The sequence below is a fragment of the Streptomyces corchorusii genome, assembly GCF_001514055.1.
GTDB lineage: Bacteria > Actinomycetota > Actinomycetes > Streptomycetales > Streptomycetaceae > Streptomyces > Streptomyces olivaceoviridis.
Genome location: NZ_KQ948371.1, coordinates 106,168 through 119,661, shown reverse-complemented (window position 1 = coordinate 119,661; position 13,494 = coordinate 106,168). Strand labels below are relative to the sequence as shown.

At 73.7% G+C, this 13,494-nt stretch carries 9 protein-coding genes; 4 read left to right on the top strand and 5 right to left on the bottom strand.

The genetic code is table 11. From position 1 onward, the window contains the following. Positions 1 to 315 precede the first annotated feature (315 nt). The 3 genes from AQJ11_RS38725 to AQJ11_RS38715 all read right to left on the bottom strand — a co-directional run bounded on the left by AQJ11_RS38725 (position 316) and on the right by AQJ11_RS38715 (position 3,589). Complete coding sequence (locus tag AQJ11_RS38725; RefSeq protein ID WP_059266472.1) at positions 316 to 1,518, bottom strand: glycosyltransferase family 4 protein; 1,203 nt, start codon at positions 1,516 to 1,518, stop codon at positions 316 to 318. Further along, positions 1,515 to 2,075, bottom strand: coding sequence for an LbetaH domain-containing protein (locus AQJ11_RS38720; RefSeq protein WP_059266471.1), 561 nt, complete (start codon positions 2,073 to 2,075; stop codon positions 1,515 to 1,517). The genes AQJ11_RS38725 and AQJ11_RS38720 overlap by 4 nt, the downstream gene beginning before the upstream one ends. A gap of 152 nt (positions 2,076 to 2,227) precedes the next feature. After that, positions 2,228 to 3,589, bottom strand: a complete 1,362-nt coding sequence (locus AQJ11_RS38715) for a sugar transferase (protein WP_059266495.1) — start codon at positions 3,587 to 3,589, stop codon at positions 2,228 to 2,230. A 447-nt stretch (positions 3,590 to 4,036) separates the two neighbouring features. On the opposite strand from AQJ11_RS38715, the gene AQJ11_RS38710 reads away from it, so the two are divergent. Then, positions 4,037 to 5,260 carry a glycoside hydrolase family 3 N-terminal domain-containing protein gene (locus tag AQJ11_RS38710; protein WP_058084831.1) on the top strand — a complete coding sequence of 408 codons (1,224 nt, stop codon included), beginning with the start codon at positions 4,037 to 4,039 and terminating at the stop codon, positions 5,258 to 5,260. 147 nt (positions 5,261 to 5,407) lie between these two features. On the opposite strand, the gene AQJ11_RS38705 is transcribed toward AQJ11_RS38710, so the two are convergent. After that, entirely contained in the window at positions 5,408 to 6,124 is a 717-nt protein-coding gene (locus AQJ11_RS38705; RefSeq protein WP_244218570.1) for an SDR family oxidoreductase, read from the bottom strand. A gap of 348 nt (positions 6,125 to 6,472) precedes the next feature. After that, positions 6,473 to 7,297 carry a MerR family transcriptional regulator gene (locus AQJ11_RS38700; RefSeq protein ID WP_059266469.1) on the bottom strand — a complete coding sequence of 275 codons (825 nt, stop codon included), beginning with the start codon at positions 7,295 to 7,297 and terminating at the stop codon, positions 6,473 to 6,475. Positions 7,298 to 7,554: 257 nt separating this feature from the next. Here AQJ11_RS38700 and AQJ11_RS38695 point away from each other — a divergent pair, with 257 nt between their 5' ends. From AQJ11_RS38695 to AQJ11_RS38685, 3 genes are all read left to right on the top strand, one after another. Next, complete coding sequence (locus AQJ11_RS38695; RefSeq protein ID WP_058084834.1) at positions 7,555 to 8,067, top strand: DUF6069 family protein; 513 nt, start codon at positions 7,555 to 7,557, stop codon at positions 8,065 to 8,067. A 134-nt stretch (positions 8,068 to 8,201) separates the two neighbouring features. Beyond that, complete coding sequence (locus AQJ11_RS38690; RefSeq protein ID WP_244218569.1) at positions 8,202 to 9,626, top strand: CHASE3 domain-containing protein; 1,425 nt, start codon at positions 8,202 to 8,204, stop codon at positions 9,624 to 9,626. A 49-nt stretch (positions 9,627 to 9,675) separates the two neighbouring features. Then, on the top strand, positions 9,676 to 13,482 hold the full coding sequence (locus tag AQJ11_RS38685; protein WP_059266468.1) for a Kelch repeat-containing protein: 3,807 nt from the start codon (positions 9,676 to 9,678) through the stop codon (positions 13,480 to 13,482). The last annotated feature ends 12 nt before the right edge of the window (positions 13,483 to 13,494 follow it).

Genomic DNA, 13,494 nt, shown 5'->3' with positions numbered 1-13,494 from the left:
TGTCGAAAGTCCGCCCGGTGCGTGCCGGTTGACCGCCGGGCGGTCTCCCGCCGGTCGCCAGTCCCCTGTCCGGGCCCGCGGACTCAGATGAGTCCGGTGGACGCGTGGCGGGGGAGAGGGCGCGGCCTGGTGAGGTCGGTTGCCTGCCCGGTGCGCGCCGTGCGTCCGCCGGTTGTCGGCCCCCCCCCGCCCAAGCCACAGGCTCAGGTGACTTCGGCGGGCGGGGGCGTGGGAGGGGGCGCGGCCGAGTAGGGGCCGGATGCCCCGCCGGTTGCCGCCCCCCGCCCGGCCCGTCCGGCGGTCTCGCTCGGGTGGTCAGCCGGCTGGGGTCGGTTCCTGCTGGGGGTGGTCGGTGGTCGGACGTGCTCCGCCGTCCGTACCGCCTTGGCCGGCGGGCTCGTTCCGCTGGGTGCCCAGGTAGATCTCCTCCAGGCGGTCCACCACGGCGCCGATGGAGTAGACGTCCTCGACCACGCGGCGGCCGGCCCGCGCCATCCGGGCGCACAGCTCCGGGTCGCCGAGCAGCCGGCGGACCGCTGCCGCCATGGACTCGGGACTGCCGTCGGTGACGAGGGCGGCGCCACGGCGGGCCAACTCGTCGGCGATGCCGCAGGTGTCGGTGCACACCACGGGCGTGCCGGCGGCCAGCGCCTCGATGACCGTCATGCCGAACGGCTCGTTCACGCTCGCCAGCACATGGACGGCCGCCGTACGGTAGGCCTCGCGCGCTTCGGAGAGGTCGAGCGCACCGCCGTAGCGGACCACGCCCGCGGGTCCCTCCTCGATGAGCCGGCGCACGGCGGGCAGCGATCCGTCGTCCGGGCCGTACAGCGTGAAGCGGGCCTCGGGCATCTCCCGGTGGACCAGCGCGGCCATCTCCACGAAGGCCTCGGGACGCTTGCGGGGATGCAGCCGGGCCAGGAACAGCACGTGCGGCTCGCGCGGCCGTCGCGGCTCCGGTTCGGGCGGCCCCGGCTCGATCCCGTTGGGCAGGACGCGCAGCGGCGGACCGTCCGGCCCCAGCACCCGCGCCACCAGCCCGCGCTCCTGCTCGGTCAGGACGCAGCAGGCGCGCGCCCGGCGCAGCAGCGGCAGGTACAGCAGGTCGAAGAGCCGGACGGGGAGCGCGGTGCGCGGCTCGACCATGCCGTGCGTCTGCGCCACACACGGCACCCGGCGCAGGGCGGCGACGGCGAGGGCGGAGAGGGAGACCAGGTCGCGCCCCGCGTGGACGTGCACGACCTCGGCGCCGCCCATGGCCCGCCACAGATCGCGTACGAGGAGGGGGTGCAGCAGGCCGATGAAACCCCGCCCCGGCAGCAGCGTACGGGCGGGACGGGAGCGCAGCCGGACGGTGCCGACGCGCTCCGGTGCCCGGCCGCTGCCCCGCCACAGCGACATCAGCGCGACATCGTGACCGCGTGCGGCCAGTTCTTCCGACTGGGCGACCGCGACGCTCGGCGGACCGCCGAAGGCACCGTCGTCGCTGATGAGCGTGACCACGTGGAGCAGTCTCATGCCGTACGTCCCTTCGTCGTCAGGACCTCGCCGGGTGCGAGGTCCCGGTGGGCGACGGCGCCGGCGCCCACCACGCCGCCCCGGCCGACCGTGACACCGCGCAGGACGACGGCACGGGCCGCGACCCAGCTGCCCGGCTCCAGCCGGATGGGGCCGTTGTCGAACTCGAAGGTGGCGGAACGGACGCGATGGCTGCCCGTGCACAGCAGCGCGCTCTGCGAGACGCAGCAGTCGCTGCCGATCGTGACGGGTTCGAGATTGAGGATCCAGGCTTCCTCGCCGATCCACACGTCGTCGCCGATCTCCAGCTTCCACGGCCAGTGCACCCGCACCCCGTGCCGGATCAGCACCCGCTGTCCGACCCGGGCGCCGAAGGCGCGCAGCAGCACCGGGCGCCAGCGGTCCGGGCACCACCATTTGACGAAGACCAGGTGGAGGACGGCGAACCAGGCGGCCTGTACGAGCAGGGGGCGCCCCTTGTCGTACCCGGCGCCGGTGAAGCCGCGCAGGGATCGCTCGACGACGGGCCGGTGCGGTGCGGCCGCGGTCTGCGCCATGACGGTGTTCCTTCCGGTTCCTTCCCGGTTTCGCCCGGAGGTCCGAGGCCTTCGGCCCGGTGGTCCCTGGCGTGATCCTTCATGCCCCGGGGGGCGGACCCGCCGCCATCGGCGCGTGTTGGCGGCAGGCTTGCCCGGATGGAGGAACAACTTCAGTAGGCGCCCTGGCCGTTCAGCACCGCGCGTACGGTGCGGACCATCACGTTCACGTCCATGGCGGGGGACCAGTTGTCGACGTAGCGCAGGTCGAGCGAGACCGTCTCGTGCCAGGACAGGTCCGACCGTCCGCTCACCTGCCACAGCCCGGTCAGCCCCGGCTTGACGTGCAGCCGGCGCATCTCCACCGGGTTGTACTTGACGACCTCCTCCGGCACCGGAGGGCGCGGGCCTACCAGGGACATGTGGCCGAGGAGGACGTTGAACAGCTGGGGCAGCTCGTCCAGCGAGTAGCGGCGCAGGACGCGTCCCACGGGCGTGACCCGGGGGTCGCGGCGCATCTTGAACATGTGGCCGTCGTTCTCGTTCGCCGCCTCCAGCTCGTCCTTGAGGCGGTCCGCGTCGACCACCATCGTGCGGAACTTCCACATCGGGAACGGTGTGTTGTACTGCCCGGCCCGGATCTGGCGGTAGAGGGCGGGACCGGGGGAGCCGAGCCGCACGGCCAGCGCCAGCAGGAGCAGCAGCGGCGAGAGCAGCACGATCAGCAGCAGTGCGCCCACGCGGTCCACGGCCGCCTTCAGCAGGGCCGGCATGCCGCGGCGCAGCGGCGGCGAGATGTGCAGCAGGGTGAGCCCGGACGCCGAGGTGAGCCGGACCCGCCGGCGGGCGACCTCGACGATGCCGGGCAGGACGACGATCGGGCAGCCCCGGTCGTGCATCGACCAGGACAGCCGGCGCAGCCGCTCGCCCGACAGGTGCGGGCCCGGCGCCACGAAGACCAGGTCGGCGCAGAGTTTGTCGGCCGCCCCGAGCACCGTGGTGGCGTCCTGCTCGGGGGGCTCGGGTGTCTCGCGGGGCAGCCGCGCATGCACGGTGACACCGGAGAGCACCTCGTCCTCCCCGACCGGGCAGCACCCGACGATCACGTACTCGTGGTCGGTGCGCTGGGCCAGCTGACCGACCACCGCGTCGATCGTCGGGCCTTCCCCGACGACCACGACATGGCGCAGCAGGCGGCCGTTGCGGCGGGCGGCCAGGAGATGACGGTGGATCACCTTGTGGCAGGCCGCGGTGAGGACCAGCGCGGGAATCAGCGCGGTGAAGGCTTCGGCCGGCACGCTCTCCAGGCCGCACAGCACGCGCAGGGTCGCCAGCGCTCCGACCAGCAGCAGCCAGTCCCGCAGCACGGCTCCCAGGCCACCGCCGTCACCCCAGGCGGAGGGGGTGTACCGTTTGCCGACCACTCTGATGAGCGGCCACACCAGGGCGGCGACGGCCGCCAGACGCAGGGGGTGGGGCTCGTGGACCTCCACGATCGCCGCCGTGACCGGCAGGGCCGCGCCGGCCAGATCCACACAGACGGACAGGGGGCCGTACCAGTGTGCCTGGGTGCCTTCCGGATGGGTCGGCCGGGGCGGCACGGAAACCGGGACCTGTCGGGTTGCCGTGATTCTGAAGGGCCGCATGCCTCTCCTTAGAAGCTCCAATCTCCGACAACCGGCGCGAGCGCTCCGCCCCCCTCCAGGACCGGCCACGCCTTCAAGTGATCTTTATATCAAGCAATAGTCATCCATGTCCGATTTGCTTACTTCATTCTGGTTCGGACGGGTCCATGACAATGCCGACGCACGGCTCCACGGGCCGGTCCGCGGCTTCCCACCAGGCAGGGCGCGCATCTCCGGTCGGTGCGGCGTAGCGTGTGGGAGCGGGGGCGCGCGGTGGAGCGGTCTGCCCCCGCCGTGCAGGAACAGCGGGCCATCGACCCCCCTGCCCGCCCATCGTCCGAGACAGGAGCGCCATCCATGACAGCACGTGTCCGCCGGCCAGGAAGGGGCCGTTCGGCGGCTCTGCGCACCGGCATCCCGCTCGTCACCATGCTGCTGACCGCGGTCGCCTGCGGCGAACCGGCCGCCCACGCGCATACCGTCCAGCCGGTCCGCGCCGTCGCCGACCCGGGCCCGCGGCCCCTCGCCACCACCTGTGCCGACCGCGTCTACTCCGGTATGACCCAGGCACAGCGCATAGGCCAGCTCTTCATGGGCGGGGTGTCCGCCGCGCGCCCCAGCGCGACCGATCTGCGCACGCTGCGTGACTACCACGTGGGCTCCGTCATGCTGACCGGGCGCAGCAGCGCCGGCACCGCGGCGACACGCAAGGTGGTGGACGGCTTCCGGGGCCAGGCGGACACGGTCTCCGGCCGGCGGGTGGGCCTGATGGTCTCCACGGACCAGGAGGGCGGCCAGGTGCAGGTGCTGAGCGGCCCCGGGTTCTCCACCATCCCGGCCGCGCTCACCCAGGGCACCTGGTCGACGTCGACGCTGCGCAGCCGGGCCGCGGGCTGGGCGACGCAGCTGAAGTCCGCCGGGGTGAACCTCGACCTCGCGCCCGTCGCGGACGTCGTGCCGGCCAGCCTCGGCACGCGCAACGCGCCCATCGGCCGCTACAACCGCGAGTTCGGCCACACCCCCGAGATCGTCACCTCGCACAGCGGGGCCTTCTCCGCGGGGTTCAAGCAGGCCCATGTGATGACGACGCTCAAGCACTTCCCCGGTCTCGGCCGGGTGATCGGCAACACCGACACGACCGCGAACGTCGTCGACTCGGTGACGACCGCCTCCAGTTCCTACCTCGACCCGTTCCGGTCCGGCATCAAGTCCGGTGCGCCGTTCGTGATGATCTCCTCGGCCACCTACTCGAAGATCGACTCCCATCACATCGCGGCCTTCTCGCCGACGGTCATCCGCAAACTGCTGCGCACCCAGCTCGGTTTCAAGGGCGTCGTCATCTCGGACGACCTCGGGCAGGCCGTCGCGGTGAAGTCGTTCACCCCGGGCCAGCGGGCCGTCAACTTCCTGTCGGCGGGCGGCAACATGATCCTCACCGTGAAGGCGTCCACCGTACCGGCGATGGCACAGGCGGTCAGCGCCCGTATGAAGACCGACGCCGCGTTCCGCGCCGACGTCGCCGACAGCGTGCACCGCGTCCTCGACGCGAAGTCCGCCGCCGGCCTCCTCAGCTGCGGCTGAACCACCCCACCGGCTGCCGTCGGGTACGCACGGCGGCCGGCTCGGTCCTCGTCACGGAAGGGGGCCGAGCCGGTCGTTCGGGGGCATGGCTTCCTGGTGCGGGCCACCCCGGCCCACCCGGACCCGCCGAGGCGTTGCCGCCCGGCCTCACCGGCCGGGGAGCGTCCCCCCGCCGTCCACGCCGAGCACCTGGCCGGTGATGAAGCCGGCGTCCTCGCTCAGCAGGAAGCAGACGGCCGCGGCGACCTCCTCCGGGCGGCCGAAGCGGCCCATGGGCACCGAGCGCAGCACCCTGGCCTCCTCCGCGCCGCCCACCGGGTGCTGCGCGCGGAAGAGTTCGGTCTCCACCGGGCCCGGGGCGACCGCGTTGACCGTCACCCCGTGCTCCGCCAGTTCCAGCGCCCACGTGCCGGTCAGCCCCACCAGCGCGCTCTTGGCCGCCGCGTAACTGCTGCGCGTGCGCGAACCATGCTGCGCACGGCTCGTCACATTGACGATCCGGCCCCAGCCCCGCTCCCGCATCCCGCCGACGCACGCCTGGGTGACCTGCACGGCGGCGCGTACGTTCAGGTCATACACCTCTCGCAGCGCGTCGAGGGTGATCTCGCCGAGCGGTTCCGGCAGGACGAGGCCGACGTTGTTGACGACCGCGTCCACGCGCTCCTCGCGGGCAAGGGCGTCCAGCAGCTCCTGGGTGCCCCGGACATCGGCCAGGTCGCACGCGTGCAGCACCCCCGGGAAGTCACCGTCCGGGACACCGCGGGCGATCCCCAGCACCCGGTGTCCCCGGCCGGCGAGCCGCTGCGCGGTGGCGAGGCCGATCCCCTTGGACGCTCCTGTGATCAGCACGGTACGTCCGGACAACAGCGTCTCCTTCTCCTCGGGCGTCCCTGACGTGGACGCTGCCACCGATCCTTCCGGGAGCGACCCGGATGGGGAAAGGCGTCCGCGGGCGATTACGCCGTAATAGACGACGGCGCCGGACCGGCTCGCCTCGACGCGACCCTCCGTCAAAGTGTGTTGCCATCACCGGACTTGAGGGCGGCGGTGCCGACGGCCGGGTGCGAGGTGCCGTAGGGCTGTCCGGCGGAGCGGGACGGGGGGGCGGCGCTGCCGGGCGGGGCCGGCGGGGGGCCGGGTGCCGGGACCCCGGCGGCCGGCGCCCCGTGGTCCCGGTGGCCGTCCCCTGGGGTCGGCGCCTCCCGCCGGTGGTCAGGCCCGGCTCACCGGCGCCTGGAGTTCCGTCACCCACTCGTCGCGGTTCTCGGGGCACTCCAGATTGACCTCGCGGGGGTAGCCGGTCGACCGGTAGCCGCCCGCGTCGATCCAGTGGGCCAGGGTCTGCGCGGTGGGCAGCACGGTGTCCATCGAGCCGCGGTGCACGATGGTCGCCGCCCGGTCGAGGGCCGGCAGGTCCAGGACGCGGAAGGCGCCGTCGTCCTGGAGGGGGGCGGAGACCTGGACGGCGGCGTGGACGGTGATCCTGCCGCCGCCCTCCGGGGCGTCCTCGTAGAAGGCGACACCGGGGCCCGTGGGCGCGATGCCCGCCGAGTCCAGGCGCCGGAACAGCTCGTCGTAGAGCGGTCCGATGACCGGGCCGATGTGCTCGGGGCCGAAACTGGCGGCGGTCGCGGTCAGTTCGGCCACCCGGACACCGGGGACGGTCTTGATGACGACGTCGTTCGTGGGCATGTGCCCCTCGCTCTCGATCGCTCGGAGCCTCGCCTCGACCTGGACCAGCCGTGCTCCCGCGGCGGCCATGGCGGTCTCCAGTTCGGCCCGCCGCAGCCGCAGCATGCCGCGCAGTTCCTCGGCGCCCACCTTCTCGTCCACGATGTCGCGGACCTGCCGGAGGGAGAATCCGAGGTCCTTGAGCGCGATGATCCGGTTGAGACGGGCGAGTTGGGCCGCGGTGTAGTGGCGGTAGCCGCTGGCGGGGTCGACGTGGGCGGGGCGCAGCAGACCGGTCGCGTCGTAGTGACGCAGCATCCGGACCGAGACGCGGCCGTGCCGGGCGAAGTCTCCGATGGTGAACATGATGTCTCCGAGCTGACCGCCTGACACGGTGTGAGGGTCAAGAAGGTACTCGGCGGCAGGGAAGCGGCGGGCACGCGGGGTGGGTTCGGGCGGACGCGCCGAAGCTGCCGTGCCGTCAGTGAGACGTGGCGGGACCGGCGTTGGCCGGCTTGGGTCGCGCCCTCGGCGGTGGCGGAGGCATGCTGGAGTCAGCGCGAGTGTCCGCAGGCCGACCGCGACGTCACGTCGTGACGACCGCGTGCGAAAGGTGGGTCCCCATGGCCGGTTCCGCTCCGTACGACGACGTCCCGTCCTACCGCCCGGGCGGCGGCCCCGGGTACCAGGCGCCACCCGGCCCGCGGTCCGTCGCGGCCGGCCGGCTGTGGGCCACCGGCGCCGCGACGGCGGTGGTCGCGGCGCTGGTCGCGGTCGTGGCCACGATGTTCGTCCGCGGTGTCCTCGACGTTCCGCTGTTCGCGCCGCGCGGTGCGGGCGTGTGGGGCGACGTGACGACGGGGTACCTGGCGGCCTGGGCGGCGGCCGGCGCCGTCGTGGGCACCGGGCTGCTGCACCTGCTGCTGCTGACCGTCGCCCGGCCGCGCGCCTTCTTCGTGTGGATCGCCGGCCTGGCGACCGTGGCGCTGGCCCTGCTGCCGTTCACCACGGACCTCGCGTCCGACGCCCGGCTCGCGACGGCGGCCGTGTTCCTGGCCGTCGGCGCCACGATCACCGGGCTGCTGTCGGCGACCGCCTACAGCGTGGCGCCGGACCGCGGCGACGGAACCTGGTGACATACGGCCCCGGGTGCGCTTCGGTCCACTCACGTCAATGTGTCGGGCCCACGTCGATGACATTGACATAACATGTGCCACTTGCTCTGCGTCCTCACCAAACTTTCCCAGTCATATGCGGCTACATTGCGGACATGACGGTACGACGGTGGCACGGGGGCCGGCGGCTGGGGCTGACGCGCCTCACAGTCGCGGCGAGCGCCCTGCTGGCCCTGCTGATAGGTGTCGCGTTCGTGGTCCTGCTGTGGGCGATCGACGACGCGAACGACTCCACATCGGCGCGCCGCGCCTCCCGCACGGCTCTCGTCGAGGCCGGGACCATGGAGCAGCTCCTCGTGGACCTGGAGACCGGGCAGCGCGGCTTCGTGATCACGAAACGGGAGGACTTCCTCCAGCCGTGGCAGGCGGCGCGCAAGGCGCTGCCCGCCGAGATGCGGCGGTTCGGCGACTCCGCCACCACCCCCGCGCAGCGACGCACCGCCGAGCAGATCACACGGGGCGTCCGGTCCTTCCTGGACGACTACTCGATCCCGCTGGTGGAGTCGGTCCGGCGGGGCGATCCCGCCGCGTCCGGTCTGGCGGTGACGGCCGAGGGGAAGCGGCGCGTCGACACCCTGCGGGACCAGTTCGACGCGTACACGGCGGGTGAGCGGGCCCAGCTCGCCGCGCGCGAGGACGCCGCCGGTGCCAACGCGCACCGGGCGGTGATCGCGGCCGGCGTGGGCATCGCGGCCTCGACCGCGCTGGTGGCCGCCTTCACGGTGCTCCAGCACCGTGCCGTCGTACGGCCCGTGCGCGGGGCGGCGGCAGCGGCCGGGCGGCTGGCGGGCGGCGACCTCGGCGTCCGCATCCCGCCCAGCAGGGTGGCGGAGATCGACGCGCTCGGCGCGTCCTTCAACACGATGGCGACCTCGTTGCAGGACAGCCGCAGACGGACCATGGAGAGCGTCGAGGCGGTGCACCGGCGTACGGCCCGCGACCTGCACGACGGGGCGCAGCAACGCCTCGTCAGCCTGATGATCGGGCTCCGGCTCGCGCGGGAGATGATCCCCGACACGGACACGCCGGTGACCGAGCTGATGGACCAGTCGATCGACAACGCGCAGACGGCGATCGACGAGCTGCGGGAACTGGCCAGGGGCATCTACCCGCTGGTGCTGACGGTGAAGGGCCTGGCGGCGGCCGTGGAGGACCTGGCGTCCCGGTGTCCGATCCCGGCCGTCGTGCGCAGCGAGTACCCGCGGCGGCTCTCCACCACCGTGGAGTCGAACGTGTACTTCGTGGTGGCCGAGGCGGTGACGAACGCGGTCAAACACGCCCAGGCGTCCCGGATCGACATCTCCCTCGACCTCACGGACGTCCTGCGGATCCACATCGTGGACGACGGTGTCGGCGGCGTCGGCGACGCCACCGCCGGCAGCGGACTGACCGGCCTGGCGGACCGGGTGTCCGCCTTCGACGGCACGCTCACCATCGACTCGCCCCCCGGCGCCGGTACTTCCCTCCTGGTACAGATCCCGATCCCGCCCGGAACAGAAACTCCTTCACGGCTCAACTAGCGTGTGCCGGGCGGCGTGTCCGATCGCCGCCCATGCCACAGGAGTTGAGTTGCCCATATCCCTGCTCGTGTCCCCGGGCGCCGCGCCCCGTCGGCGCAGACGCCTGGCCGCCTGCGCTGCCGCCCTGGCCGCCGCCTTACTGACGGCCCTCGCCGCCCCGGCCCCCGCCCGCGCGGAGGCCGGGGACCGGCCCGCGGCACACGCCACGCAGACCTCACGGGACCACGTACGACCGCTCTGCGGCACGCCCAAGCCGCACGAGTTCACCTGCTTCGGCCTGCTCCGCACCGATGTGACGGACCGTCAGAAGCTGCGCGGGGCCGATGCCGATCCCCAGGGCTACGGGCCCGCCGACCTGCGCGGTGCCTACGACCTCCCCGCGGACGGCGGCGCCGGCGCCACCATCGCCGTGGTCGACGCCTTCGACAACCCGAACGCCGAGGCCGATCTCGCCGTCTACCGCGCCCAGTACGGGCTGCCGCCCTGCACCACCGCCAACGGCTGCTTCACCAAGACCGACCAGCGCGGCGGCACCCACTACCCGGACCCCGACCCCGGCTGGGCGACCGAGATCTCCCTCGACCTGGACATGGTCTCCGCGGTGGCGCCGAAGGCCCGCATCCTGCTGGTCGAGGCGGACAGCGCCACGATCGACGACCTGGGCGCGGCCGTGGACCAGGCGGTCGCGCTCGGCGCGAAGTACGTCTCCAACTCCTACGGCTCCAACTACACCTTCTTCCCGGAGGACCCGGCGGAGTCGGCGGCCGACGTCCACTACGACCACCCGGGCGTGGCCGTCGTCGCCTCCTCCGGCGACTACGGGTACGGCGTGGCGTACCCGGCGGCCTCCCCGTACGTCACCGCGGTCGGCGGCACCACGCTCACCAAGGACCCGGCCACCGCGCGCGGCTGGTCGGAGTCGGTGTGGGACCACGACGGCGGTGGAACGGGCTCCGGCTGCTCCCGGTACGAGCCCAAGCCGGCGTTCCAGCGGGACACCGGCTGCTCCGGACGTACCGTCGCCGACGTCTCCGCGGTGGCCGACCCGGACACGGGTGTCGCCGTGTACGACAGTTACGGCGACACCGGCGGCTGGGGCGTGGCGGGCGGCACCAGCGCCTCGGCGCCGATCATCGCCGGCGTGTACGCGAACGCGGGCACCCCGGCGGCGGGCTCCCGGCCCGCCGTCTACCCGTACGCCACCGGCGGCCGGGGACTGCACGACGTGACCGCGGGAGCCAACGGGACCTGCGCGCCGGCCTACCTGTGCACCGCGGGCCCGGGCTACGACGGCCCCACCGGCCTCGGCACCCCCGACGGCCTGTCGGCCTTCACGATGGGCCCGCACGGCACGCTGACCGGCACGGTCACCGACGCGGGCTCGGGCGCGGGCGTCGCGGCGGCCGAGGTGACGGCCGGCCCGTACAGCACGACCACCGACGCCCGCGGCCGCTACACCCTGCCGCTGCCCGCCGGTGACCACGACGTCCGGGTGACGGCCTACGGATACGCGCCGGGCACCCTGCCGGGCGTCCACCTCACCGACGGCGGCACCGCGAGCGGGGACCTCGGCCTGCGCAAGCTCGCCACCCACCGGATCTCCGGCACCGTCACCGACGGTTCCGGGCACGGCTGGCCGCTGCACGCGAAGATCACGGTGGCCGGGGTGCCGGGCGCCCCGGTGTGGTCCGACCCGGTCACCGGCGCCTACCGCCTCGACCTCCCCGAGGACCACACGTACACCCTGCGCGTGGTCAGCGACGACAGCGCCTACCAGTCCCTGGAGCGCGAGGTGGCGGTCGGCGGCACGGACCTCACCGTGGGCCTGGCCCTGCCCGTGGACACCTGGGCCGAGGACGACCCGGCGTACACCGTGCAGGCGGACACCGTCGGCAGCGAGACGTTCGACGGCACCTCCGGGCCGCCCGCCGGCTGGAGCGTGACCGGCACCCCGGGCTGGACGTTCGACGACCCCGGCGGCCGGGGCAACACCACCGGCGGTTCCGGCGGCTTCGCCGTCGCCGACGCCGACCACGCCGGGAGCTCCCTGGACACCTCCCTGCTCAGCCCCGCCTACGACTTCGGCCGCGCCGGGGACCCGGCGCTGAGCTTCGACACGGACTACGAGGGCTCCGGGGAACAGCAGGGCGAGGTGCAGGTCAGCGCCGACGACGGCCGGACCTGGACCACGGTGTGGCACCAGGACCAGCTGTGGACGAGCGGCCGGGTGGAGATCCCGCTGACCGCCTACGCCGGCGAGCGCGCGGTGCGGGTGCGGTTCCACTTCAGCGGACCCGGCCTGTTCTGGGCGGTGGACGACGTCACGGTCACCGAACGGGTCGCGACACCCGTGCCCGGCGGCGTCCTCACCGGCACCGTCACCGACGCGAACACCGGGAAGGGGCTGATCGGAGCCGTCGTGCACACCGGTTCGGCGGATGGGCCGGCCGCGCCGACGGTCGCCACGACCGGTGACCCGCGCCTCGGCGACGGCGCCTACCGGCTGTTCGTGCCCGGCTCCGGCCGGTCCACCACGGCGACGGCGGCCAAACCGTCGTACGTCACGGCCACCCGGACCGTCCAGGTGCCCGCCGACCGGGTCACCGAGGCCTCGTTCGTCCTCAAGGCGGGCCGGCTGGCGGTCCGTCCGGGGCGGATCGACGCCACCTCCCGACGGGCCACCGTGGTACGGAAGGTGACGGTGCGCAACACCGGCACCGCGCCGATCCGGCTCCGCGTCGGCGAGCGCACCGGCACGGCGCCGGGGTCCCCGGCCCCGGCCACCGACTGGCGCGCGCTGCCCGACCTGCCGGTCCCCGTGATGGACAACGCGGTCGGCACCTACCGGGGCAGGCTCTACTCCGCCCTCGGCTCCGACGGCCAGGAACCCACCGCCGACCTGTACGTGTACGACCCCGCCACCGGCGCCTGGAAGCGGGGCCCGGCCGCGCCCGAGCCCCGGCAGGCCACCGCGCACGGATTCATCGGCAGCCGCCTGTACACCGTGGGCGGCTGGGGCCCCCAGGAGACCGTCAGCCGGACCACCCAGGTCTTCGACGCGGCCACCGGCCGTTGGTCGAAGGGCCCCGACATCCCCGAGGGGCACTACGGCGCGGCGAGCGCCGTGCTCGACGGGCGGCTCTACGTCGTCGGCGGCTGCACGAACACCGACTGCTCGGACACCGTGTACGCCTACGACCCGGGCGCGCGGTCCTGGTCCCGGGCCGCCGCCTACCCGCAGACCATCAGCTGGGCCAACTGCGGCGCCGTCGACGGCAGGCTGTACTGCGCGGGCGGCGTCCACGACTACGTGGAGACCGGCGCCGGCTACGTCTACGACCCGGCCTCCGACACCTGGCAGCCCATCGCCGCCATGCCGGTCGGCCTGGCGTCCGGCGCGTACGCCACCGCCAACGGACAGCTCCTCGTCTCGGGCGGATTCAAGCGGGTCGGCCCCAACCGGGTGCTCACCGCGGAGGGGTACGCCTACGACCCCGGGACGGACGCCTGGAAGCGGCTGCCGGACGCCCCGGCCGCCGTCTACCGGGGTGGTGGCGCACCCGGCCTGTACCGGGTGGGCGGCAGCGGCGAGCCGCGGTTCCCCGTCCCCGTGTCCACCGTGGACGTGCTGCCCGGATACGACCGCACCGAGACGGACGTCCCCTGGCTGACCGCGAACCCGCACCGCCTGACGCTCCGGCCCGGGCGGAGCGCGACGTTCACGGTGACCCTCGACCCGCGCCGGCTGACCCGGCCCGGCGACTGGACGGCGTCCCTGACCCTGAGCACCGACGGTCCGTACTGGGTGCCGGACATCCCGGTCCGGCTGCGCGTACCGGCCCGACCGGGCTCGTAGCGGGCCGCACGG

Bases quoted from the DNA above. Each gene is read 5' to 3' on its own strand.
- AQJ11_RS38725 (WP_059266472.1), bottom strand. From the start codon at position 1,518: ATGAGACTGCTCCACGTGGTCACGCTCATCAGCGACGACGGTGCCTTC.
- AQJ11_RS38720 (WP_059266471.1), bottom strand. From the start codon at position 2,075: ATGGCGCAGACCGCGGCCGCACCGCACCGGCCCGTCGTCGAGCGATCC.
- AQJ11_RS38710 (WP_058084831.1), top strand. From the start codon at position 4,037: ATGACAGCACGTGTCCGCCGGCCAGGAAGGGGCCGTTCGGCGGCTCTG.
- AQJ11_RS38700 (WP_059266469.1), bottom strand. From the start codon at position 7,297: ATGTTCACCATCGGAGACTTCGCCCGGCACGGCCGCGTCTCGGTCCGG.
- AQJ11_RS38695 (WP_058084834.1), top strand. From the start codon at position 7,555: ATGGCCGGTTCCGCTCCGTACGACGACGTCCCGTCCTACCGCCCGGGC.
- AQJ11_RS38690 (WP_244218569.1), top strand. From the start codon at position 8,202: ATGACGGTACGACGGTGGCACGGGGGCCGGCGGCTGGGGCTGACGCGC.